The sequence below is a fragment of the Arcobacter pernae genome, from assembly GCF_049472135.1.
GTDB lineage: Bacteria > Campylobacterota > Campylobacteria > Campylobacterales > Arcobacteraceae > Arcobacter_B.
In genome coordinates this window covers 114,429-140,310 of sequence record NZ_JBMOVV010000003.1, presented here as the reverse complement: position 1 = coordinate 140,310, position 25,882 = coordinate 114,429, and the positions used below count along the sequence as shown (strand labels likewise).

Genomic DNA, 25,882 nt, shown 5'->3' with positions numbered 1-25,882 from the left:
TAGGAAACAGTTAAATGAAATTTAGTAATATGTTTATTCCAACAACAAAAGAAGCTCCAAAAGATGCAACATTAGCATCTCATCAATACTTAGTAAGAGGTGCATTTGTAGCTCAAACTGGTGCAGGTATTTATGATTTTATGCCTTTAGGTAAAATTGTATTAGAAAAAATTAGAGCAGTTGTAAAAGAAGAAATGGATAAAAGTGGAGCAAATGAAGTTCAATTTGGTTTTGTTACACCTTTATCTTACTGGGATGAATCAGGAAGATCAGCTACTATGGGTAATGAACTTTTAAAGTTCAAAGATAGAAAAAATGCAGATTATGTTCTATCTCCTACAAATGAAGAAGCTGTAGTAAATATGGTTAAAAATAGAATTACATCTTATAAAGATTTACCTGTTAACTTATATCAAATAAACACAAAATTTAGAGATGAAGCAAGACCAAGATTTGGTTTAATGAGAGGTAGAGAGTTCTTAATGAAAGATGCTTACTCTTTCCATGCTTCAAAAGAGGATTTAGTAAGAGAATTTAATCTTATGGAAGAGACTTATAAAAATGTTTATAATAGATTAGGATTAGATTTTAGAGTTGTTGAAGCTGATAGTGGTGCTATTGGTGGAAGTGGTTCAAAAGAGTTCCATGTTCTTGCAAACTCAGGTGAAGATACAATTGTTGTTTGTCCTGATTGTGAATATGGTGCAAATATTGAAGCAGCAGTTAGAAAGCCAAATAAAAAAGAAGCATTAGAAACTGTTTCTCTTGAAAAAGTAGAGACTCCAAACTGTAAAACTATTGAAGAAGTAAGCAAGTTTTTAAATGCTGATTCTTACTATTCTATGAAAGCAGTTATGAAAAAAGCTGTTTATGAAGATAAAACTGAAGTTGTTTTATTCTTTGTAAGAGGATGTGATGAATTAGAAGAAACAAAAGCATGTAATGCTGTAAATGCTTTAGAATTAGAGGATGCAACAGAAGAAGATATCGCAAATGCTGGTTTAGTAGCAGGATACTGTGGAATCGTAGGACTTCCTGAAAATATTCAAGTTATTATTGATAATGAATTAAAAGAAGACAATAACCTTGTTTGTGGTGCAAATGAAGAAAACTATCATTATAAAGGTGTTGACTTAACTTCTATGGAAGATTTAGTATTTGATGACTTAGTAGCGGTTCAAGAAGGTGATACTTGTTCTTGTTGTGGTGGAAAGTTAGAGTACACAAAAGGTATTGAAGCTGGTCATATTTTCCAATTAGGTTCAAAATATTCTGAAGCAATGGATGCTAAGTTTTTAGATGCAAATGGTAAAGCTCAAGCATTTGAAATGGGATGTTATGGAATTGGTGTTTCAAGATTAGTTGCTGCTGTAATTGAGCAAAATCATGATGAAAAAGGTTGTATCTGGACTAAAGAGACTGCACCATTTTTAGTTGATGTTATTGTTTCAAATGCAAAAAAAGAAGATGAACTTGAAGCTGGTGAAAAAATCTATGAAGAGTTAAAAGCAAATGGAATTGATACTATTTTAGATGATAGAATTAATGCTAGATTTGGTTTCAAAATGGGTGACTTTGAACTTATTGGATTCCCTTATGCTATTGTAATTGGAAAGAAACTAAAAGAGGGTAAAGTAGAACTTGTTGATAGAAAAACATTAGAAAAAACAGAAGTAGAAATAGAAAATGCTGTTTCGAAACTTTTAGAAATTATAGGATAATTTTTAAACTTATTTATGTTATAATTTCCTAAATTATTTTAAAGGAAACAAGTTGGAAAACAAAGTAAATGAAGTAACTAGTAAATTTAGTTCATATATTCCAGATAACATTGTCGAGATTATAGGTGGGTATGCTTTCTCACTTATAATGGCACTTTTAATTTTTATAATTGGAAAATGGATTGTAAATAAAATTACAGCTGTTTTAGTTAAGTTACTAAAAAAAGTAAAAGGTATGGATTTAACTTTAGTTAAATTTTTAGAAAATATCGTTTACTATGCTTTAATGATTGTTGTTATTTTAACAGCATTATCAGAACTTGGAGTTGAAACAACTTCATTCTTAGCAATCCTTGGTGCTGCTGGTCTTGCTATTGGTTTAGCTTTAAAAGACTCTTTAGGTAACTTTGCATCAGGTGTTATGATTATTTTATTTAAACCATTTAAAGTTGGTGACTTTGTAAATGCTGCTGGTGTAGCTGGAACTGTATCAGAAGTTGGTATTTTTAACTCTGTATTTACAACTGGTGATAATCAAAGAATTATCATTCCAAATGGTGCTATTACAAGTGGTTCAATTGTAAATGTAAATGCTCATGATACAAGAAGAGTTGATTTAGTAGTTGGTATTGGTTATGATGATGATATCAAAAAAGCAAAAGATGTTTTAAATGATATTATTAAATCAAATGAGAAAGTATTACTTGACAAAGGTGTAACTGTTGCTGTTTCTGAGTTAGCTGATTCTTCAGTAAACTTTGTAGTTAGAGCATGGGTTAAAACACCTGATTACTGGGCAGTTAAATTTGATTTAACAGAAACAGTAAAATTAAGATTTGATGAAGAAGGAATCTCTATTCCTTATCCACAACAAGATGTACATCACTACAACAAAATCGATTAATATACCGAAGGTATTAAAACAAATTCTTATAAGACTAAAAGAAGAGGGAATAAAACCTCTTCTTGTTGGTGGCTGCGTTAGAGACTCTCTTTTAGATATTCCTTGTAAAGATTATGATATAGAACTTTTTGGTATTGATACTTTAGTTGAAGTAGAATCAATACTAAAGCGTTTTGGAAATGTAAAACAAGTAGGCAAATCATTTGGTGTATTAACTTTAAAAATTGACTCTTTCGATTTTGACTTTGCACTTGCTAGACTAGAGAAGAAAATAGGTCAAGGTCATAAAGGTTTTGAAGTAATAAATGATAAAAACTTACAATATGACAAAGCTAGTTTACGTAGAGATTTCACTATCAATTCTATTGCTTATGACTTTTTTGAAAAAAGATTGATTGACCCAAATAATGGAATAAAAGACTTAGAAAATAAAATTTTACGACATATAAAAGATGATACTTTTATAGAAGATCCTTTACGAGTTTATAGAGCTATACAGTTTTGTGCGAGATTTGATTTAACTTTAGATGAAAAGACAAAACAACTTTGTAAACAAATGGTTTTAAGAGGTGACTTAGAAGAGCTTCCAAAAGAGAGAGTCTATGAAGAGTTTAAAAAGCTATTTTTAAAATCAGTTAAACCTTCAATAGGATTAGAACTTTTAGATAGTTTAGGAATTTTAAAACATTTCCCTGAATTGGAAGCTTTAAAAGGTTGTATTCAAGATAAAGAGTATCATCCAGAAGGTGATGTTTGGATACATACTTTGATGACTGTTGATGAGTTAGCAAGGATATTAAAAGAGTCTGATATAGAAGATGAATATAGAAAACTATATCTATTTTATGCAATACTTTGTCATGATTTAGGAAAGCCGTTTTGCACTGAAACTACAGATGAGGGAAGAGTAACTTCTCATAAGCATGAGACATTAGGAGTTGAACCTACAATCAAGTTTTTATCAAGACTTACAAATGAAAAAAAATTTATAGATTTAATCACTCCACTTGTAAAACATCATCTAGCTCCTTTTCAACTTTATCTTGCAGAATCTTCTCTTAAAGCTGTAAAGAGACTATCTTTAAAAGTAAATATTGAAGATTTATGTTTAGTTTGTTTAGCTGATTGTTTAGGTAGAGATATAAAAGATAAAGAAAAGTGCCCAAAAGCTACTTCTTGGCTTTTAGAAAAAGCAAAAGAATTAAATATTCAAAATGAAGCTTTAAAGCCTTTAGTTCAAGGAAGAGATTTAATAGCTTTAGGATTAAAACCCTCAAAAGAGTTTAAAGAGATTTTAGATTATGCTATGGATTTACAAATAGATGAAAACCTAAATAAAGAAGAAATTATTAAAAAGCTTATAAATAATTGTGTCTAGTATTAAATAGTATTGAATTTAAGTATAAATATAGTTAATAAGGTTATAATTTCAAAAAAAAAGGATAAAAATGAAAAAATTATTATTAACTTCAATTGCTGTTGCATCTTTAGCTACTGCATCATTTGCAAACTCTAATACAGGATGTGGATTAGGTTCTGTTTTAATTAAAGATCAAAGTACAACAGTAATGCAAGTTCTTGCAGCAACTACAAATGGTACATCAGGTAACCAAACATTTGGTATTACTTCTGGTACATTAAATTGTTCTCAACCAGCTAACTTTGCTTCAAATGACAAATTAAATAAATTTGTTGCTGATAACATGGATGAATTAGCTTTAGATATTTCAGCAGGACAAGGTGAAACTTTAAATACTGTTGCTAAATTAATGAATGTAGAAGATTCATCAAAATTTAGTGCAAAATTAAAAGCAAACTTTGCAAACATTTATGCAAGTGAAAATGTTACATCTTCAACAGTAATTGATTCTATTGCTAAATATATGTAATTTTTTAATAAGTAAAGTAACTAAGATAATTTTTCTTAGTTCTTTATTTATTTCATCTTTATTCTCTTCTAATTTAGAAGAAACAGTACTTAAACCTAAACTATACACAGATTCATATTGGGCTAAACTTCTTCATTATAGGAACAATCAAAGTGAAGTAGATTCTGATAATTTTTTTATTTCAAAGAATGGAAAAACAAATTTAAAAGAAGAATTATTAGAAACTATTAAGTCCTTAAGAAATGGAACTAAAAATACATTATGTAGATTTCCCTTAAGAGTTAAGTGGTTAAAAGAAAAAATACCAGCATTAGAAAATCAAATTATAAATTATGAGTGTAAAGATTTAGATATATATCTAAAAGAAATTGATGCAAAATATGCAACACTTATTTTTCCAGCTTCACATATAAACTCTCCAGCTTCTATGTATGGACATACTTTTTTAAGATTATCTGCTGATGAAAATACTCCTTTATTAGGAAATGCTGTTAATTATGCAGCTCAAACAGATGAGACAAATGGTCTTATATTTGCTTATAAAGGTTTATTTGGTGGTTATAAAGGTAAATATTCTATTCTTCCTTATTATGAAAAAATTAAAGAATATAGTAATTTAGAACAAAGAGATATTTGGGAATATAAACTAGATTTAACTTTAGAAGAAGTAGAAAAAATAGCTTTACATTCATATGAATTAAAAGATTCTTACTCTTTTTATTACTTTTTTCTTGAGAATTGCTCTTACAATTTATTATGGTTATTAGAAGTTGCCAAAGAGGATTTAAATTTAATTAATCATTTTTCATTAAAAGCTGTACCTTTAGATACGGTTAAGATTCTAAAAAACTATAATTTAATCAAAGAATCAAATTATAGACACTCTAAAATGTCAAAAATGAAGCATATTTTAAATTATGAAATTGAAAATAAAGATTTTATTTCAGAGTTTATAAAAGATGAAAAAAAATTATCCCAAAATTTAACTTTAAAAGATAAGTCAGCATATTTAGATTTAAAAATTGAATACATACAGTACTTAAGAAGTAAAAACAAATTAGCAAAGAGTGAATATTTAAAAAAATATTTAAAGTTATTAAGGCAAAGAAGTAAACTTGATATCATTTCAGATTATGATATTAAAAAGCCAAAAGATCCAATATATTCTCATGATTCGGCAAGAATAAGTTTAACTTTAAATAGTAATGATACATATGAGATTTCAGCAAAACCTGTTTATAGTGATGTATATGATATCTCTTATGGATATTTAGAAGGTGCTTATATAGATTTTTTTGATTTGAGCATAAAAAAAGATAGTGACAAATTGTTTATAGATAAGTTTAAAGTTTTAGATATTAATTCATTTTCTAAAAGAGATGAATTATTTAAACCTTTATCTTGGGGAATAGAACTATCTTATGAAAGATTTAAAAGTGAAGATGATTATCTCAAATTAAAACCAAGCTTCGGATTAACATATGGTGATGAAGACTATTTTATTTATGCTTTAGCCCAGTCAAATTTATATAATAAATTGGGAGATAACTTAATATCTTTAGGTTCAAAAGTAGGTTTTGTAACTAATAAATTTAAAGATTTAAAGCTAGGTCTTTCTTTTGATTTTGATAAATACAATAAAAACTTTGAAAATAAAAAGTTTGAGGCATTTAGTACTTTTAAAATTAATAATGATATTTCTTTAAATATTAAATATACAAATGATAATTTAACAAAGCAAAGAGACATAGGCTCTTTATCTTTATTTTACTACTTTTAGACATTAAGGTCTAACTATACAATTTGAGCTTCCATTTACAACATGGAAGATTGTGATATTGTATTTCTTTGCATAATATTTCATAAGTAATTTTTGAAGTGTCGGCTCTATTGATGGTGTAAACCAAGCATTATTTGAAATAGCAATCATATATTTTGTATCATTTAGATTTTCAAATATTTTGTCAGTTGTTGCTTCATAACAAATAGCATTTCGTATTTTTATATCATTTATTATGAAATCAGTAGGTTCTTTTGCTTTTGCATAATCTTGTGCCCCACCATAAAAAGTATTATTTATCAAATCAACAAAAAACTTAGGTAATGGAATCTCTTCTCCAAAAGGAACTAATACTACTTTTTTTGCAATTTTTACTTCACCTTTTGAAAAATGGTATGTGGCATTATAAATTCTTTTGTTTTCTAAAAGTAAAGCTCCAGTTAAAATATCAATTTCAAATGATTTTTTTCTTAGGTGATTAAATAGTTTAGTTTGTCTATTTAAAACTGTAGGCATTGATGTTTCAGGTAGGACTATTAAGTCTTTATTTAAAGAAATAGCTTTATTTATTTCATCAATATTCATATTTAAAATATCGGAGTTATTCTCTTTTTCCCATTTTCTATCTTGTTGAAGATAAAATTGAGATAGGTGAATATCAAGATTTGGATTATCAATTATCTCACCTTTAGGAGTTTGATATGCAATAAACAGTGGAATTATTGCTAAAAACTTTAATCTTTTTAACTGTGAAGCCATAAATACAGCTGCTAAAATTAAAGCAAAACTCTCTTTAGTTGTTTCAAAATATGAATCAACAAATAATAGCTCAAGTTTTAGCCAGTTAAATCCAAATGGTGAAATAAATGTAAAAGCAAATATGGCTACTACTCTATATAAAATATTATCAATTATTCCAAGTAGAAAAAATAAAAAACCATATCCTAAACCAATTACAACTAAAAGTACAGGAATTAAATATGTAAGTTCATAATATTGGAGAGATATTGCTATCCAATAAAACCAAAATATACCAGTTATGAAACCTGTAATAAAAAGTGACTTTTTAGGAATTGTAACTAAAAAGTAGATGGCTAAAACACCTAAAATAGTATTAAGAGTTAAATATTCAAAATTAAAATGGCTTAAGTATATGAATGCGCTTAATAATATGGATGTAATGAAGCCTTTTATTATAAAGTTTTTGTTAGAATTATCGCGTTTTACTAAAAACATACTAAACTACTTTTGAAAAGGAATTTTGATGGAAGGTTCAAGTGCTGATTTAATAAGCTCATTACTACCTCTTGTTGCATTATTTGCAATTTTTTACTTTTTAATTATTAGACCACAACAAAAACAAGCTAAACAGCATAAAGAGATGGTTAATAATCTTAAAAAAGGTGATAAGATTGTAACAAATGGAGGCTTAATCGTAGAAGTAACTAAAGTAGAAGATGACTACTTTGTAGTGAAAAATAGCGATGGAACTGAAATGAAATTAATCAGAGAGTTCGTAGCTAAACTTTTAGAAGACTAAAAATCTTTTTTTTTAAGACATGTAAGTTTCTTACATGTTTTATCTTTAAAAATCAAAACCCCCTTACTAAGGATTAAGATTGAAAATCTTTAATTATAGACTTATAATATTTGCATTAAGTATTGTTTTTGGTGTTGTTTTTTCAATTCCTTCACTTATGCAAACAGATAGCGGAAAAAAAATCTCATTAGGACTTGATTTACAAGGTGGATTACATATGCTTTTAGGTGTTAATACACATGAAGCAGTAACATCAAAAATCAAAACAATTGCAACTTCAATTAAATACTTCGCAGAAGATGAAGATTTATTAATTGATGGTTTATCACTAGATACTGATTCTATTAAGTTTACAGTATTAGATCCTGATGAATTACCAAGAATGGATGAAATGTTAGCCAAGATTAAAGGTCTTGAAGTTTCAAAAGAGAGTACAGACTATACTGTAAAACTAACAAGTGAAGAGATTGAAAGAACAAAAGACTTATCAGTATCTCAAGCTGTTGAGACTATTAGAAATAGACTTGACCAGTTTGGTTTAGCAGAACCAACTGTTGTAAGACAAGGTGCTACTGATATTGTTGTTCAATTACCAGGTATTAAAACTGCAGAAGATGAAAAAGCAGCAAGAGAACTTATCTCAAAGCCTGCTAACTTAGAGCTTATGGCTGTTGATGAGCAAAGAGCTGATCAAGTATATACTATGAGTGAAGCTGAAGCTGCACAATATGGTGATATTATTTTAGAAGATACAAATAATGCTGCTGTAAAATATCTTGTAAAAGAGATTCCTATTTTAAGTGGTTCTCAAGTTATTGATGCACAAGTTGCATTTGATACTGCAAACCAGCCAATTATTAATTTTACACTTAATTCAAGTGGTGCTAGAATCTTTGGAGATTTTACTGGTAAAAATGTTGGTAAAAGACTTGCTGTTGTATTAGATGGTAAAGTTTATTCAGCTCCAAATATTAGAGAAAGAATTGGTGGTGGAAGTGGTCAAATTTCTGGTGGATTTACTGTTCTTGAAGCTGGTAATGTAGCTATTGCTTTAAGAAGTGGTGCTTTACCTGCATCAGTTAAGTTACTTGAGAAAAGAAGTGTTGGTCCATCACTTGGTGCTGATTCAATTAAAGCTTCTACAATTGCTTTAGTTTCTGGATTTATTATCGTATTTATCTTTATGATTGTTTACTACAGAAGAGCAGGTATTATTGCAAATATTGCACTTGTTACTAATATCTTTATTATCATTTCTGTTATGGCAATGTTTGGTGCAACTTTAACACTTCCTGGTATGGCAGGTATTGTATTAACTGTAGGTATGGCAGTTGACGCCAATGTTATTATTGGTGAAAGAATTAGAGAGTTATTAAAACAAGGTGTATCAGTAACAAAAGCAATTGAAGATGGATATTCAAATGCAATGAGAGCTATTTTAGATGCAAATATTACTACACTTTTAGTTGCAGTAATTTTATATGCATATGGAACAGGTCCTATTAAAGGATTTGCGATTACTATTTCTATTGGTATTTTAGCTTCTATGTTAACTGCTATTTTAGGTACTCATGGTATTTATGAAGCTTTAGCTAGTAAAATAGCTAAAGATAAAGACTTAAAAAAATGGTTTGGAGTTAAATAATGGAATTTTTTAAATCAGATAAAATATATAATTTTATGGGAAGAAGACTTCCTTTTTTAGGAATATCTTCTATTCTTGTTATTGCTTCATTAGTATTATTATTTACAAAAGGTCTTAACTTTGGTATTGACTTTGCTGGTGGTACTTTAGTTCAAGTTCAATATGAGCAAAAAGCTCCAATTGATAAGATTAGAGAAGTTTTAAATGAAACAAAATATAAAGGTTCATCAATTACTGAGTTTGGTAGTCCTCAAGAAGTTGTAATTAGAATTACAGGTACTTCTTCAAATCTAGCAAATGATATTGGTGATGAGATGCATAAAATCTTAGATTCAACTGGAAACTTTGAAGTAAGAAGAGTTGATATGGTTGGACCTAAAGTAGGTAATGAATTAAGAGAAAAAGGTTTAATGGCCTTAGGTTTATCTCTTATAGTTATCTTAGCTTATGTATCATTTAGGTTTGAGTGGAGATTTGCTGTTGCTTCTATCTTAGCTTTAGCACATGATGTTACTATTGCCCTAGGAGCTATCGCACTTGTTGGTGTAGAAGTAAACTTAGATATCTTAGCAGCAATTTTAACAATCCTTGGATATTCTCTAAACGATACAATTATTGTATTTGATAGAATTAGAGAGGGAGTTCAAACATCTAAAGAAAATGTACTTGATAAAGTTGTAAATGAATCAGTAAGTAAAACTCTTTCAAGAACAACACTTACTTCATTAACTACATTCTTTGTTGTTGTAACACTTTATTTATTCGGTGGAGAGATTATTAATGGATTTGCATTTACAATGCTTGTAGGTGTTGTTGTAGGTACTTATTCATCTATCTTTATTGCTGCATCATTCTTAGTTCAATTAAAGTTCTCAATCAACGACTTTAGAGCAAAAGAAGCAGATAAATTAAAAAAACAAAAAGAAAAAGATAAATTAAGAGCTATGTACGAACAAGGTACAGTTTAGTATAGAAAAATTGGTTTTGATTTTAAAAAGGGAAGAGTTTTTGCTCTTCCCTTTTTTTATTTGTATAGTATATATACAAAGGCTATATTTAAGCTATTTATGGGCTATAACAAGGCTATAAACTTGTTTTATAATTACTCTAATAAAATAAATAGGGTAATTATAAAATGTTTAGTAACAAACAACATATAAAATTTTTACAAAGATCAAAACAGAATAAAAAAGATATAGTTTGTATAAATATCTTAGATTATAAAAATAGTACTCATAGAAAAAGTGACTATTCGATGTTTATAAATAGTAGTCATGAAACAATAGGTTTTGAAAATCTAAAAAGATTAGAAAACTATATTTTGTCTTTAGTAGATGACGTATTAGAATCAAGACAAAGTAGATATATAGTATTTGATTTAAAAAGTGAGAGTAGTATTGCTCATACATGGGAAAAAGAGTTTTTAAGTGATAGCTATGTGAAGTGTTGGATTGAGCCATTTTATTGTGAAGATGAATACGGATGTATAGGAGAAGCTTTACAAAATGCCTCAAAAGGAATAAGTAAAACACTTGTTAGGTCTATGAAACATAAAAATGCACACTGTTTTTTCCCACATTTTGATGAAAAAGATAATCATTTTAATGGAAATAAAAATCTGTTTTATCAAAGAATAGAAACACCTTTAAAGCTTTTGATTTTTGGCGTATCAAAACAAAGTGAAGAGTTGGTAAAAGTTTCAAACTTTTTAGGATGGCATACAACAGTATGTGATATTAGAGGGAAAAATTTTAGAAGTTATAAACTTGCTGATGAACTTTTAATGCTTGATTCATATGATAGTTCATATAAGTTAAAAGAAAAACAATTAAATGCAATAGTTGTAATAAATGCAAATGCACATAGCCAATATATAAAAACAGCTCTTAGTTTAGATGTAAAACATATTGCTATTTTAAATTCAAATAAAAAAGCAAAACAAATAATAGATGAATATCATATGCAAGAAAATATTATAGAAGATAAAAGAGTGCATCATATAAGTAAAACACAATATGATAGTATGGAAACAGCAGCATTTAAAGTATGTGCTTTAATACAAAATAGTAAGAAAAATATAAAAGGAAAAGAGCATGAATTTAATTAGTTTTGTACTTTTTATGCTTACTTATTTTGTATTAGTTTGGAAACTGGGATTTTCTTTTTAGTTTTTTGAAAACTTTGTAATTTGAAGGAAGTTTTTCCTTCTTCTTTTTATATTTGTTTGTAAGGATGCTTTCTACTTTTTCTTTTATAAGAAAAACTAGGAAAAAGAAATCTTATCGCAAGTTGTATTTTTGGGGATTTTTTTCAATCTTCGCTAAAATTGTGAAACTCGGCTCGTGCCTCACCTCAAACAGTCACAATTTCTTAACGCTCATCAATCTCAAAATCTTATCCCAAAAATACAAAGCGATACTTTTATTCGCCAAATTTCACTTTGTATTTTAGTAAAGTGAAATTAAAACTCCAAGTGTGAGCATTTTGAAAATAGCGTTAAGAAAAATCTCTCTAAATTCGTAAAGAAATTTGAACTGTCTGAGGTGAGGCACGAGCCGAGTTTTCAAATTTTAGAATTTCGATATATTTTTTAGCTATTTACAAACTCTGCTCACAATTTTTTGTTTCTTTTTATAAAAAAAGAATATAAAGAAAACCACAAATAAGAGTAAAAAGATAAAATGTAGCTAATTATTTAAATATGAAAGTAAGTAAAATGTGTAATGTAATAGATTGTGGACTAGATGAATATGAAAATGGTAAATGTATTCTGCATTGTGAAAAAGATAATAATATAAAAAAATGTTCTTACTCAGAAATAAATGAATTTTGGATAGCAATTGAAGAAATAATTTCTAAGTTTAACAATAAGAAATATGATTCTTATATCTTTAAGGGTATAAATTTTCCTGATTTTAAATATACTAATGGAAAATTTATTTATCAGACAAATGAGGATGAATTTATTGAAATATTTTCAAATATACAATATGATAAACCAATAATTTTTGATAACTGTACTTTTCAAGATGAAGTTTTTATATCAAAAAAATGTAAAGCAAATTATGTATGTTTTAAAAATAATTGTATCTTTTATACAAGTAAAATTCATATTGATAAAAAAGTTAAATTTTTAGGAAAATGTAAATTTAAAAAAAATTTTAATATTACTTGTGATTTTAATTCAGTTGATTTTACTTATATTTTTCATAATTGTATTTTTACAAAAAAAGTTTATATTTATGGTTCAACTGAGAAAGATTTGATAATTTCTTCAAAGCTTTTTAACGAATGTTTTTTTCTTGATAATATTGGAATATCAAATATTGTAGTAAATTCAAAAAGTTTATTTAGAAAATGTCACTTTGAACATGCAAAAACTTTAAATATAAATGATGCTGAGATTCATTCATCACTTAATATTAGAGATTTTTCAAATTTCAATGAAGTTAAAATTACTAATAGTACTTTTCTTAATATTTTTAAATTAAAGCAAGATACTTTATCTAAACTATATATTAGTAATTGTATATTTGAAAAAGAAGTTGAGATATTAATTTATAATATTAAATCTCTTAATATTTTAAATGGAAGTTTTTATGAAACATTTATAATAGATTTCTCAGAAGTAAATATATTAAAATTTAAAAATAATTACTTTAAAAATATTATATTTTCAAATAGAAATTTAGATACAAATATTGATTTTGTTTCTTGTGTATTTGTATCTAGTAATTTTCACAATGCAAATTTAGAAAGTAATATAGCTAATAGAGAAACTGCAAGAATCATAAAAGACTCTTTCGAACAACAAAACAATATCATAGAAGCAAATAAATTTTATGCAATTGAAATGCAAAAAAGAGAAGAAGAACTTGACAAAGAAAAAAGGAATGGCAAAAACTTTTTTGATTGGCTTATCTTTAAAGTTCATGGCTTAGCTTCAAATCATTCTCAAGATTCATTACTTGCATTATTTTGGATTTTGATATTTAGTTTTACTTATGGATTTATAAATTGTTTAAATGAAAGTTTAGACACTAAATTAGAGTATTTATTAGTTGATAGTTTCATTATTGGTATAATTTTATTAATCTCAATTTGGGTAGTTAAAAAAGAAAATATAAATAATTTTTATCTAGTTTTATGTTTTTATATATTTTATTCATTTTTTTCTAAAGATTTTACTCTTTATAATATTTCTAATAATATAAATCCATTTTCTATAATGACAGGATTAGAAGAACTTAGTTTTTTAACTTTATTGTACAAAATATCAATAGCTTTTTTAATCTACCAATTTATAATTTCTATAAGACAAAATACAAGAAGAAAATAAACAATAACAAAAAAAGTAACTAAGCCCAAGATAACGGCCTTTAAGGAAATTTGATATAAAATATATCATTAATATTCTATTATAGGAAATGGAGTTAAATAATGGAAAAAAGTAAACAAGGTTTTTTGTATCAGTTTGATAAAATTACTTCAAAAAATGGTACAGATTGGTTTTTAGCTCTTACATGGATTTTCATATTTGAAATTATATCTTCAATAATTGAATACAAATACTTAGATTATTCAAGAACTTATGTTATTGATATTCAAGCAGGAGTTTTAAAAGAGTTATTAATAGCTTCTTTTGTCTCTTTTTTTGTATGGCATTTTGTTTATAGTATTATTGAAATGCAGAAAAACCAGTTCTATTTTTTAGCTATGTATGTAGCATTAATTTTTTATTTTGTTATTACAAATGATATGACTTTCAATCTTTTGTTTCATAACATCATCAATCCTTTTGAGTATGAAATAAATGGTTTTACACCATATACAATTGTACAATTGTTTATAAAAGTTATAATGGTTTATCTTTTATTTAAAATGTTTAAAGGCTTTAAACACAAACTCTCAAAATAAGTTATAGTGCTTTACCAAAGCCATTTTTTACCTTTTTTTAGATAGTATATTTGCTTAAAATTTAAATAGTAGAAACTATAAAAGGATAAAAATGGATTGGGGTAAAGTAACGTATATATTCTTTTCACTAATGTCACTTACTACAACTGCTGGTTTCCTTTATGAACCAAACGCTATTGCGTTATTTATCGCAGCAGGAGTAAACGTAATATCAACGATTCTAAAAATTGGAGTTAGAAATCTTCTTGCAGCAGAGTTGTTAGCAAGTTCATTAGTTGCTGATTTACACCTAATTCCAGCATTTATGGTATTAACTTTTATGCACGATTTACCACTTGCTATTTCACTTGCTATTGGTGCAGTTGTAGCAAATGTTTTCTCAATAGCTTTAGCATTAATTGAGAGTGCAAAAATTCAAGAGAAGGACGACTTTTAATGGAGTATAATTCAAAACAAGTTGAGCAAAAGTGGCAAAACTTTTGGTCAGAGAATAAATCATTTGAACCAAGTGATGAGCAAACTAAAGATAAAAAATATATCTTAAGTATGTTCCCATACCCAAGTGGTAGAATTCACATGGGACATGTAAGAAACTATTGTCTAGGTGATGCTTTCGCTAGATTCTATAGAAAAGAGAACTTTAATGTTTTACATCCAATTGGATGGGATAGTTTTGGTATGCCAGCAGAAAATGCTGCAATTAAACATAAGCTTCACCCAAAGAAATGGACTTATGAAAATATCGATTACATGAGAGATGAACTTAAAGCACTTGGATTATCTTTTAGTGAAACAAGAGAGTTTGCTACATCTGATGAATTATACACAAGATGGGAACAAGAGTTTGTTATCAAGATGTTTGAAGAGGGACTTTTATATAGAAAGTCAACTACTGTAAACTGGTGTCCTCATGACTTAACAGTTCTGGCAAATGAACAACTTGAAGAGGGTTGTTGTTGGAGATGTGGAACTGAAGTTGTTCAAAAAGAGATGCCTGGATACTATGTAGGTATTACTAAATATGCACAAGAGTTACTTGATGATTTATCTACTTTAGAAGATACTTGGCCTTCTCAAGTTTTAACTATGCAAGAGAACTGGATTGGTAGAAGTGAAGGTTTAGAGTTTGAATTTGAGTTATCAAAAGACTCTAGATATAAACTTGATAGACAATTTAAAAAGTACTCAGTATTTACAACAAGACCAGATACAATTTATGGAGTTTCTTATTCAGCGTTAGCACCAGAACACCCAATTGTAAAATATATTGTTGAGCACAATTTACTTCCAGCTAATAAAATCAATGCTATTAAAGCAATGCAAAAAGTAAGTGAAAGAGATAGAGCTACTCAAGATAAAGAAGGTGTTTCTTTAGAGATTGATGTAATTCATCCTTTAACTGGTGAAAATATTCCTGTTTGGGTTGCAAACTTTGTATTAGCTTCATATGGTGGTGGTGCAGTTATGGCAGTACCAGCTCATGATCAAAGAGACTTTGAATTTGCAAGTCAGTATAACTTACCTATTAAACAAGTTATTGTAGGAAGTGAAGGTATTATTGAAAAAGCAACTGAAGCATTTACAGGAGAGGGTGAACTTATCAATTCTGAAAGCTTTACTGGTCTTAAAAATACAAAAGCTAAAAAAGCGATTATTTACCACTTTGAACAAAACTCAATTGGTAGTAAAAAAGTAAACTTCAAACTTAGAGACTGGGGTGTTTCAAGACAGAGATATTGGGGAGCTCCAATTCCTTTTGTACACTGTGATGATTGTGGATTAGTTCCTGAAAAATCAGAGAACTTACCAATTGCATTACCTGAAGATGTAGAAATTACAGGTGAAGGAAACCCACTTGATACTCATCCTACTTGGAAACATACAACTTGTCCTTGTTGTGGAAAACCAGCAGTAAGAGAAACAGATACTTTAGATACATTTGTACAGTCATCTTGGTACTTCTTAAGATATGCTACAAATCCAAAAGTTTGGAATGAAGAAGGTATCTCTAAATCTGACAGTGATTACTGGATGGATGTTGACCAGTATATTGGTGGTATTGAGCATGCTATTTTACATCTTTTATATGCAAGATTCTTTACAAAAGTATTAAATGATTTAGGATATACAAACTCAAGAGAGCCATTTAAAAGACTACTTACTCAAGGTATGGTACTTAAAGATGGTGCTAAGATGTCAAAATCTAAAGGAAATGTAGTTGATCCTGATTTAATCGTAGAAAAATATGGCGCTGATACAGCTAGAATGTTTATTTTATTTGCTGCACCTCCTACAAAAGAGCTTGAGTGGAATGATTCTGCTGTTGAAGGTTCATTTAAATTCATCAAAAAATTCTATGAGAGAGCTACTAATGTAACTGCTAAAGGTATTGAAGAGTTTAAAAATATTGACCATTCATCATTATCAAAAGAAGAAAAAGAAGCAAGAAGAAAAGTATATGAAGCACTTCAAAAATCAAATGATGTATTCGAAAAAACATATGCTTTCAATACTTTAATTGCAGCTTCAATGGAAGCTATGAATGCACTTCAAGCACAAAAGAATGAAGCTGTATGGGCAGAAGGATATTATATTCTTACAAATATTTTAGAGCCTGTAATTCCTCATGCTTGTTGGGATTTAGCAAATGGATTATTTAAAAGAGAGAACTTCAACAACTCTTTAGAAGTAAAAGAAGAAGTATTCGCTTTAGATTCAATCACACTTGCTATTACAATCAATGGTAAAAAAAGAGCTGAAATTGAAGTATCACCAGATGCTTCTAAAGAAGATATTTTAGCACAAGCTAAAGAAATAGCTTCAAAATGGCTAGAAGGTAAAGATATAATCAAAGAGATTGTTGTACCTAATAAATTAGTAAACTTAGTTATAAAGGGATAAAGAATAATGAAAAGTATGAATAATGTAAGGAAAGTACTATTCGTACTTTTCACTTTATTATCTACATCTTTTATTTTAAATGGATGTGGATACAAACCCTCAACATATTATGCTAAAAAAGAGTTAGGCCAAAAGGTTTTTGTAAAGTTATTTGTAGATTTAAAAGATCCTAGAAATGCCGTGATTATCAAAGATTCTCTAAATCAAGTATTACTTCAAAAGTTAAATACAAATTTAGTTTATGATGAAGCTTTAGCTGATACTATTATGAAAATAAAAATTGGTTCAGTTAATATGCAAGAGTTACAGTATGATAAAGAAGGATACAACAAGCTTTATAGAGCCCTTGTTACGCTTGATATTCAGTATAACAAAGTAAATGAAAAAGTTAAAAACATCTCTTTAGAAGGTGAACACAACTTCTCAATTGATGATGGTACAACAATCACAGATACAAAAAGATTTGAAGCTATTAAAAGTGCTGCAAATGATGCTTTAGATGAGTTTTTATCAAAGTTAGCAGTATTATCTTTTGAAAAGTAGTTATTATGACTACGGATTTAAAAAAGGCTACACTAGAAGAGTTTTTGGAACATAAAACTCTTTACTATGACAAAATTGATTTTAGTTTTGTAAGAACTTCTTGGGAAATATTAAGTAAAAAGATAAAACTTCCATTTATAATTCATATTGTAGGTACAAATGGAAAAGGAAGTACAGGAAGGTTTTTATCTCACTATTTATATAAAAAAAACTATAAAACACTTCACTATAGCTCTCCTCATATTGTAAAGTTCAATGAAAGAATTTGGATAAATGGAAGTGATGTTAGTGATGAAAAACTAAATGAAGCTCACAGATTTTTACAAGAAATATATGATTTAGAACTACTTTCTAAACTTACATATTTTGAATATACAACTTTACTTGCTATTTATTTATCAAAAGATATGGACTATTTAGTTTTAGAAGCTGGACTTGGTGGGGAGTTTGATGCTACAAATGTAGTTCCAAATGATTTATCTTTAATTACAACAATTGATTTGGACCATCAAAGTTTTTTAGGAAATACAGTTGAAAAAATAGCAATTACAAAAATGCGTTCAGTTGATACTAAAATGCTTGTTGGCTATCAAATTCATGATGAAGTAAAACAAAGTGCTTTTGAAGTTCAAAAACAAATAAAAAATGAAAGAAATAGAGATATAACTATAGAGTTTGTTGAGGAATTCAACAAATATAACTTAAATGATAAGTTTGCTTCATATTTAAAAAGAAACTTACATTTAGTTATCAAATGTTTAGAAGAATTAAAAATCGATGTAGATTTATCTTTATTTGATGATGTAAAACTTTTTGGTAGATGTCAAAAAATTGCACCAAATATTACTATTGATGTTGGACATAATCCCCTTGCAGCAAGAGTTTTAAAAGAAGAGTTCAAAGATAGAAAAATAACTCTTATTTATAACTCTTATGCTGATAAGGATTATGCAGAGGTTTTAAAAATCTTAAAGCCCATAATTAAACAAATAATCATTATAGATATTGATGATAAAAGAATTGTTGAAAAAAATAACTTATTGAAAATTATAAAAGATTTAAATATAATAAATATTCAAACTATTGAACTAGAAGATAATGAAGAGTATTTAGTATTTGGTTCATTCTTGGTAGTTGAGAAATTTTTATCGATGATTGGTTTTAATGAAAAATAGATTAATAATTACTGTTTCAGATATAAAAGGTACAAAGTCATATAATTTACATCAGTTTATAAAGAAAATACTTTTATTTGTTATTATAGCTATACTAGTTATAATTGCAGGTAGTTTTATTTTTATATCTTATTTAAGTAATGAAGTAGATGAAGTAAGAAAAGATAAAGAGAATGAACTAAAGGTATTAACTCAAAAAGAAGAAAAACTTGTAGCACAAAACAAGTTTTATTCAATGCAAATAAAAAGTAAAGTTAAAGATATTGAAGAATTAAGTTCTAAACTTGATGAAATTCATACAATTATCGGTGTTGATAAAGATGCTTCAACAGAAGAGATTACTAAAAAAACTCTTGAAGCTATGAATATAAATAAAAGAAGATATACATTAAGAGTTATTCCAAATGGAAAACCTTTAGATAAAATAACTACATCTTCAGGGTTTGGTTATAGAATACATCCAATTACTAAAAAAAGACAATTTCATAGAGGTCTAGATATTCCAGCAAATAGAAAGACTCCTGTAAGAGCAACAGCAGATGGAGTAATTGAATACGTTCAGTCAAGAGATGTGGGAACTTATGGAAGAGTTATTAGAGTAAGTCATAACTTTGGTTTTAAAACAGTATTTGCCCATCTAAATAAAACTATGGTTGAAGTTGGACAAGTAGTAAAAAAAGGTGAGATTATTGGACTTACTGGAAATTCAGGTAGAAGTTCAGGACCACATTTACATTATGAAGTAAGATATGCAAACAAAGTTTTAAACCCTAAAAAGTTTATAAACTGGAGTTTAGATAATTACGATTACATCTTTAAAAATGAGAGGAGAGTGCAATGGGAGTCTTTAATAAGTCTAATAAGGGATCAACATCAAATGGAGCAACAGTAGTTGCTGCAGGCACTTGTATTATAGGTGGTATTAGTACAAAGGGAACTGTACATATTGATGGAAAGTTTGAAGGTGTTATCTTAGAAGCTGATGTTATATCAATAGGAACAGAAGGCGAGGTTATTGGTGATATTAAAGCGAATAACTTAGTAGTAAATGGTCTTTTTGATGGTAAAATTGATTGTAATGAAGTACAGATTTTAGCAGAGGGAAGAGTTATAGGTGAAATGAGATATAACGAACTTGTAATTGACCCAAAGGGAAAATTTGAAGGAAGAGGAATTAGAAAAAATTCTGAGCTAAAAAGTAGATATAACGAGATTGAACAAAAAATTAATAACATTGTAGTTGGTCCATCAGCAATTGCTCATGAAAAATCTTAAGATAAAACTAGAAGCACTTTACTCTCAAAAAAAACAAATTGAAGAGCAAATTAAAGCCTTAGAACATCAAATACAAGAAGAAGCTAAATTAAAAAAGAACTTCACAAAAGATGAAAAGATAGAGCTTTTTAAATCTTTATTTATAGCTAGAAGTGATATTTATGCTAAAAAGTGGATAAGTAAAGATGGGAATAAGCAAGGCTTTTATGCAGTAACACAAACTTTTAAAGGGGAAGATTTTCTTCCTATTACAAATAATGATATTGAATCACATTTAAGAGGTTTAATACATCTTGCTACATATTGTATTGATTCAAATAATAATTCAAAATTTATAGCTTTTGAGATACTTGATGAAGATAAATTTAAATTACAAATTGCATTAAATTCTTTAAATATTAGAGCTTATTATGAATTAAACTCTTATAATAGTTTAATTGCATGGATATTTTTTGAAGAACCAATTAGTTCAAAAATTGTTTATAATTTTGGAAAGTTTGTTATGAAAAAAGCGAATATTTCTGCAAAGCTATATCCAAATAAAGAGTTTGCTACAAAGGCTAGTTTAGGAAATAGTATAGAACTACCTTTGCATTTAAACTATAGAAAAAAGAATAAAACTGTATTTATTGATACTAATACAAACAAAATTTATGATGACCAATGGATGGTTTTAAATAATGTTTCAAAAGTAGATAAACAAACTATTTATAAATTTTCACAAGTTAGTACTTCTGCTAATGATGAAAAAGATTTTGGAAATATTGAGTTTCCATTAGAAATGATAGAGATGGTTTTATTTGATTATATTTATGTTCCAACAGCAAATTTATCAAAATCTCTAATAAATAGATTGAAAACTTTTGCATCTTTTGAAAACCCTCAAATAAAAGTACTTTTAAGTCTTAGAAAACCTTTATATAATACTCCAAGAGTAATACAAGGTTTTGAAGAAGATGAAACTCATCTTATGCTTCCTCGAGGACTTACTAATAAAGTATGTGATTTCTTTAATGAAAATGGTGTTAAGTTTACAATTAATGATAAAAGACATTATGAACAAATACATACAAAAAAAGTAAAGTTTACATTAAGACCTGAACAAGATGAAGCTATAAAACAAATACTAAAAACAGATTTTTCTATTTGTGTAGCACCTCCTGGATTTGGAAAAACACTTATTGGTGCAAAGATGTTTGAAAAAAGAGCTGTTTCTACTTTAATTGTAGTTAATAAAAATATGCTTTTAAATCAATGGATTGAAAGATTTGTAGACTATTTTGAATATGATAAAAAAGATGTAGGTTATTTAGGAAAAGGAAAAAATAAATTAAATGGCATAATTGATGTAGCAACTATGCAAAGTTTAAAAAACTCTCCTGAAGTTATCAATAACTACTCTTTTGTAATAGTTGATGAATGTCATCATATTCCGGCAGTTACTTTTGAACAAATTATCAAAAACTTTAAAGGAAAGTATCTTTTAGGATTAAGTGCCACACCAAATAGAAAAGATGGCTTACAACCAATTTTATTCCAGCAGTTAGGTGATGTTGCTTATGAGTATAAAAAGAAGAGAACTCATACAAATAAACTAAAGATAATAAGAACTGAATTTACAAGTGAAGCCGATAATTATGCAACTATAATTAATGAACTTTGTCTTGATGAAAATAGAAATAACTTAATAATTCAGCAAATAAAAGATAATATATCTAGAAAGATTTTAGTTCTTACTGACAGAATTGAGCATATAAATATTTTGGAAAACCTTTTAAGTGAAGAAAAAATTGAGTATGTAGGTATTCATGGAAGTATGAATAAAAAAGAACAAGTTGAAAATATGAATAAGGTTAGAGAATCATCTTTGATTTTAGCTACTACTTCGTATTTTGGTGAAGGAATAGATTTTCCTCACTTAAATACGATAATGTTTGCTACGCCGATTTCTTATTATGGTAGACTTGTTCAATATTTAGGAAGAATTGGTAGAGGAAACCAAGAGTGTCTAGCAATAGATTTTTTAGACTCAAAAAATCCTATGTTAAATTCTGCTTACAAAAAAAGGCTTGAAGGCTATAAGCAGATGCATTATAAATAAAGGAGAATATGGATGTTAGGGATTATTGTCTCAACAATTGCAATTGCACTAATTGTAAATTTAATCCTAAAAAAGTTTCATTTACCTACTATTATTGGGTATATTTTTACAGGAACAATTATAGCTTATGTATTTGAATTACATGATGCTGTAAATAACCACACATTAAAAGAAATAGCTGAATTTGGTGTTGTTTTCCTAATGTTTACAATAGGTTTAGAATTCTCGATTGATCATCTAAAAAAGATGAAAAGGGAAGTATTTGTAACGGGAAGTTTACAGATTTTAGTTACATCCGTATTTGTATTTTTAGTTTGTTACTTTGTAATAGGTCTTTCTACTGAAACATCAGTTATTATCGGTGCTGCATTGTCTTTATCTTCAACAGCTATTGTACTTAAAACTTTTAATGAGACTAAAGAGATTAATAGACCTCATGGTAGAAGAGTTTTAGGTATTTTAATTATGCAAGATATTGCTGTAATTCCTATTCTTCTTATGATTTCATTTTTTACAATGGGAGATGATAAAAGTGTAGGCTATATGATATTTGAAACATTAGTTGCTGCGTTTATTTTATTAACAGTTTTATATGTTTCAGGTAAATATTTACTAGAGCCATTTTTAACAGTTGTATCAAAAACAAAAACAGATGAGCTTTTTGTTGGTTCTGTACTTTTACTAGCAATCGGGTCTTCATATATGGCTCACTACTTTGGATTTACTTACTCTCTTGGAGCTTTTGTTGCCGGTATGATGATTAGTGAAACAAAGTTTAAACATCAAGTTGAAGCAGACCTAATACCATTTAGAAATATTCTTTTAGGTGTATTCTTTATTACTGTTGGTATGCAAATTAACTTTACTGTAATTGCTGAGTATATTTGGATAATCTTACTTTTACTTCCAATTTTAATGGGAATAAAATATGTAATCATTTACACAATTGTTAAGTTTGAAGATAATAAAAGAGTTGCATTTAAAACAGCTTTATCTTTAATTCAAATTGGTGAGTTTTCACTTGCGATTTTAGAGCTTGCAAGAAGTAAAGATTTAGTTGATCCAACTTATTCTCAAATATTAATTGTAACTATTGTAATCTCAATGGTATTAACACCAATTATTCTAAAGAATTTATCAAAAGCTGCTGCTAAACTTATCAAAGAAGATGTAATGATGTTAAATAATACATTTCAAGTTGATGAAGATAAGCAAAACCATGTTGTAGTTTTAGGATATGGTAGATTTGGACAATCAATTGTAAAAGAGTTAAAAATGTTAGAACAAGACTATGTTGTAATTGAGCAAAATATGAAGTTCTATACATTAGGTGCACAAAGAGGTGAACCAATAGTATTTGGAAATGCAGCCCATAGACATATCTTAAACTCTGTAAATATTAAAAAAGCATCAGCTGTTATTGTTGCGGTTAATAACCCAGAAGCATTACAACTTATTTGTCATGCAATTGATGATTTAACTCATAATGCAAAAACAATTATTACAGTTACAAGTGAACAAGATAAAAAAGTATTAAGTGATTTACATTTAAGACATATTATCGTAGAAACTGATCAAATAGCTAAATCTGTTGTAGATGAGGTTATGTATTGTAGGTTAGGTAATTAAGATAAGGATTTTTAATCCTTATCTATATATCTTTTTCTCGCACTAGGTTTTAGTTTATCAACTTCAACTAAAATAAATCCATCTACACAATCAGCAAAATCTGGATCTATATTAAAATCTAAAAACTTAACTCCACCATCTTCTGCAATTTCAGAGTATTGTTTATAAAGAGTTGGAACAGCACAATTCATATTTGAAAGAGTAGATTTTAAAAGTTTAAAATCAGCTTTTTTATCATTTAAATCAAAAATCTCTTTTACTTCATTTACACTATTTGAGTATTGATAAGGAATTTTTGCAGTAACAGGACTACCTTCACATTTAAAATAGTGTGAATAGTAATAAACCATCATATCTTTTGCAACTTTTGGGAAAGATGCGCTCATAGATACGGGCCCAAACATATATTTTATTTGTGGATTCTTTTTAAGATAAGCACCAATACCATACCATAAGTAATCTAATGCTCTAGTTCCCCAGTATTTTGGTTGAACAAAGCTTCTTCCAAGTTCAATTGAGTTTTGAAGGTATGGTGTCATATCTTCATTATATTTAAATAGTTTATTTGAGTAAAAGCCTTTAACCCCAATATTTTTATAAATAAAATCAGAGTTTCCTATTCTATATGCACCAACTATTTCAAGGTCATTTTTATCCCAAAGAATTATGTGTTGATAATATATATCAAATTTGTCAGTATCTCTTTTTTTATTAATACCCTCTCCAACTTTTCTAAAAGAAATTTCTCTTAATCTTCCAAGCTCTTTTAAAACTACAGAGTCTTCAGTGTAATCATAAAGATATATCTCTTTTCCATCTTTTGTTTCACCAATTAATTGTGAATTTTTAAGTTCACTTAAAATATCAGCTCTTCTTTGTGGATGGGCAATTGCAGATTGTGTTTGGAAAAAAGATTTTTTTCCTTTTTTCAATGCATATAAATGTTTTCTATAAAGATTTAATAAATACTTTTTATTAATACCCTTTGGCATAATATTTTCATTTGGAATGATTTCACCAATTTTGATATTAATTCTTTTTGATTTCTTTTTAAACATTTCATTTGATAAAAGAAGTGTTGAGAATGTCTTATTTAAAATAGATACAGTATAGAATGTTTTTGAGTTTTTAGCATCTAAAAATATTGGTAATATTGGCGCACTTGTATTTTGTGCAAAATTTAAAAAGCCTTTACTCCATAATGGATCTTTAATTCCTTTAGATGTTGCTCTACTAACTTCACCTGCTGGAAAGATTATTATTGCTTCTTCATTATCTAAAGCTTCATATATTTTCTTTATGTCGTTTTTTGATTGTCTAATTTTATAGTTATCTATTGGAATTAAAAGTGAATTTAAAGCATCAAAGCCAACTAAAAAATCATTTGCAACAATCTTAACATCTTTTCTTACTTGAGATATAAGTCTTAGTAAACAAAGTGCATCTAATCCACCTAATGGATGGTTTGCAATGATAACTACTTTTCCAGAACTTGGAATGTTTTGTAAGTCATTACTTGAAACAGTATAATCAAAGTCAAAATAGTCTAAAACTGCATCCACAAACTCAAACCCTTTTAAGTGTTCATTTTGAATTAAAAACTGGTTGATTGAGTCTTCATGCACTATTTTTCTAGCTATTTTAAATAAAGATTTTTTTAAAAAGTTTTGTTTTTTATTAATATTTGGAAACTTTTTTTCTATCTCTTTTTGTACATCTATCATATATTCTCCTTAATTGTAATTGTAGTTTTCTTTGATTACAAAAAGGTAACAGTAACCTCTTTTAGTGACCATAAGAAAAAATGTTACTAAATTGTAATTTTAAATTTTTATAATCTACAAATTTTCGATTAGGACAAA

At 27.6% G+C, this 25,882-nt stretch carries 21 protein-coding genes; 19 read left to right on the top strand and 2 right to left on the bottom strand.

Annotation, left to right across the window (positions count from 1 at the left end):
• The first annotated feature begins 14 nt into the window (after positions 1-14).
• The 5 genes from ACH5BF_RS04770 to ACH5BF_RS04750 all read left to right on the top strand — a co-directional run bounded on the left by ACH5BF_RS04770 (position 15) and on the right by ACH5BF_RS04750 (position 6,294).
• Entirely contained in the window at positions 15-1,721 is a 1,707-nt protein-coding gene (locus ACH5BF_RS04770) for a proline--tRNA ligase (protein WP_423273060.1), read from the top strand.
• A gap of 52 nt (positions 1,722-1,773) precedes the next feature.
• Complete coding sequence (locus ACH5BF_RS04765; protein ID WP_423273059.1) at positions 1,774-2,625, top strand: mechanosensitive ion channel family protein; 852 nt, start codon at positions 1,774-1,776, stop codon at positions 2,623-2,625.
• Positions 2,561-4,003 carry a CCA tRNA nucleotidyltransferase gene (locus ACH5BF_RS04760; RefSeq protein ID WP_423273058.1) on the top strand — a complete coding sequence of 481 codons (1,443 nt, stop codon included), beginning with the start codon at positions 2,561-2,563 and terminating at the stop codon, positions 4,001-4,003. Before ACH5BF_RS04765 ends, ACH5BF_RS04760 begins: the two co-directional genes overlap by 65 nt.
• 70 nt (positions 4,004-4,073) lie before the next feature.
• The gene (locus ACH5BF_RS04755) at positions 4,074-4,514 is read left to right on the top strand and encodes a DUF3015 family protein (protein WP_423273057.1); all 441 of its coding nucleotides are present in this window, start codon (positions 4,074-4,076) and stop codon (positions 4,512-4,514) included.
• Positions 4,498-6,294: an Lnb N-terminal periplasmic domain-containing protein gene (locus ACH5BF_RS04750; RefSeq protein WP_423273056.1), complete on the top strand. Its 1,797-nt coding sequence runs from the start codon at positions 4,498-4,500 to the stop codon at positions 6,292-6,294. Before ACH5BF_RS04755 ends, ACH5BF_RS04750 begins: the two co-directional genes overlap by 17 nt.
• A 3-nt stretch (positions 6,295-6,297) precedes the next feature.
• Here the strand turns inward: ACH5BF_RS04750 and ACH5BF_RS04745 are convergent, their stop codons facing one another.
• Positions 6,298-7,530 carry an apolipoprotein N-acyltransferase gene (locus ACH5BF_RS04745; RefSeq protein ID WP_423273055.1) on the bottom strand — a complete coding sequence of 411 codons (1,233 nt, stop codon included), beginning with the start codon at positions 7,528-7,530 and terminating at the stop codon, positions 6,298-6,300.
• Between the two features lie 28 nt (positions 7,531-7,558).
• Between ACH5BF_RS04745 and yajC the strand changes: the two genes are divergently transcribed.
• The 14 genes from yajC (at position 7,559) to ACH5BF_RS04675 (ending at position 24,020) form a co-directional block, all read left to right on the top strand.
• Positions 7,559-7,834 (top strand): preprotein translocase subunit YajC, encoded by a 276-nt coding sequence (gene yajC / locus ACH5BF_RS04740; protein ID WP_423273054.1) that lies wholly within the window; start codon positions 7,559-7,561, stop codon positions 7,832-7,834.
• A gap of 79 nt (positions 7,835-7,913) precedes the next feature.
• The gene (gene secD / locus ACH5BF_RS04735) at positions 7,914-9,479 is read left to right on the top strand and encodes a protein translocase subunit SecD (RefSeq protein ID WP_423273053.1); all 1,566 of its coding nucleotides are present in this window, start codon (positions 7,914-7,916) and stop codon (positions 9,477-9,479) included.
• Positions 9,479-10,447, top strand: coding sequence for a protein translocase subunit SecF (gene secF, locus ACH5BF_RS04730; protein WP_423273052.1), 969 nt, complete (start codon positions 9,479-9,481; stop codon positions 10,445-10,447). The genes secD and secF overlap by 1 nt, the downstream gene beginning before the upstream one ends.
• Positions 10,448-10,614: 167 nt before the next feature.
• The gene (locus tag ACH5BF_RS04725; protein WP_423273051.1) at positions 10,615-11,586 is read left to right on the top strand and encodes an XdhC family protein; all 972 of its coding nucleotides are present in this window, start codon (positions 10,615-10,617) and stop codon (positions 11,584-11,586) included.
• A gap of 609 nt (positions 11,587-12,195) precedes the next feature.
• Positions 12,196-13,818: a hypothetical protein gene (locus tag ACH5BF_RS04720; protein ID WP_423273050.1), complete on the top strand. Its 1,623-nt coding sequence runs from the start codon at positions 12,196-12,198 to the stop codon at positions 13,816-13,818.
• Positions 13,819-13,919: 101 nt separating this feature from the next.
• A complete protein-coding gene (locus tag ACH5BF_RS04715; RefSeq protein ID WP_423273049.1) occupies positions 13,920-14,396 on the top strand; it encodes a hypothetical protein in 477 nt (158 codons plus the stop codon).
• A gap of 91 nt (positions 14,397-14,487) precedes the next feature.
• Positions 14,488-14,832 carry a DUF6394 family protein gene (locus tag ACH5BF_RS04710; protein ID WP_423273047.1) on the top strand — a complete coding sequence of 115 codons (345 nt, stop codon included), beginning with the start codon at positions 14,488-14,490 and terminating at the stop codon, positions 14,830-14,832.
• Complete coding sequence (gene leuS / locus ACH5BF_RS04705) at positions 14,832-17,297, top strand: leucine--tRNA ligase (RefSeq protein WP_423273045.1); 2,466 nt, start codon at positions 14,832-14,834, stop codon at positions 17,295-17,297. Before ACH5BF_RS04710 ends, leuS begins: the two co-directional genes overlap by 1 nt.
• A gap of 6 nt (positions 17,298-17,303) precedes the next feature.
• Positions 17,304-17,840, top strand: coding sequence for an LPS assembly lipoprotein LptE (locus ACH5BF_RS04700; protein ID WP_423273044.1), 537 nt, complete (start codon positions 17,304-17,306; stop codon positions 17,838-17,840).
• Positions 17,841-17,845: 5 nt separating this feature from the next.
• Positions 17,846-19,015 carry a bifunctional folylpolyglutamate synthase/dihydrofolate synthase gene (locus ACH5BF_RS04695; protein WP_423273042.1) on the top strand — a complete coding sequence of 390 codons (1,170 nt, stop codon included), beginning with the start codon at positions 17,846-17,848 and terminating at the stop codon, positions 19,013-19,015.
• On the top strand, positions 19,005-19,907 hold the full coding sequence (locus ACH5BF_RS04690; protein WP_423273040.1) for a M23 family metallopeptidase: 903 nt from the start codon (positions 19,005-19,007) through the stop codon (positions 19,905-19,907). The genes ACH5BF_RS04695 and ACH5BF_RS04690 overlap by 11 nt, the downstream gene beginning before the upstream one ends.
• The gene (locus ACH5BF_RS04685) at positions 19,853-20,290 is read left to right on the top strand and encodes a bactofilin family protein (protein WP_423273038.1); all 438 of its coding nucleotides are present in this window, start codon (positions 19,853-19,855) and stop codon (positions 20,288-20,290) included. The genes ACH5BF_RS04690 and ACH5BF_RS04685 overlap by 55 nt, the downstream gene beginning before the upstream one ends.
• Positions 20,277-22,391, top strand: a complete 2,115-nt coding sequence (locus tag ACH5BF_RS04680; protein WP_423273036.1) for a TOTE conflict system archaeo-eukaryotic primase domain-containing protein — start codon at positions 20,277-20,279, stop codon at positions 22,389-22,391. The genes ACH5BF_RS04685 and ACH5BF_RS04680 overlap by 14 nt, the downstream gene beginning before the upstream one ends.
• A gap of 12 nt (positions 22,392-22,403) precedes the next feature.
• A complete protein-coding gene (locus tag ACH5BF_RS04675) occupies positions 22,404-24,020 on the top strand; it encodes a cation:proton antiporter (protein ID WP_423273035.1) in 1,617 nt (538 codons plus the stop codon).
• An 11-nt stretch (positions 24,021-24,031) separates the two neighbouring features.
• Here ACH5BF_RS04675 and olsF read toward each other — a convergent pair whose 3' ends face one another.
• The gene (olsF, locus tag ACH5BF_RS04670; protein ID WP_423273033.1) at positions 24,032-25,744 is read right to left on the bottom strand and encodes a bifunctional ornithine lipid synthase OlsF; all 1,713 of its coding nucleotides are present in this window, start codon (positions 25,742-25,744) and stop codon (positions 24,032-24,034) included.
• Positions 25,745-25,882 lie beyond the last annotated feature (138 nt).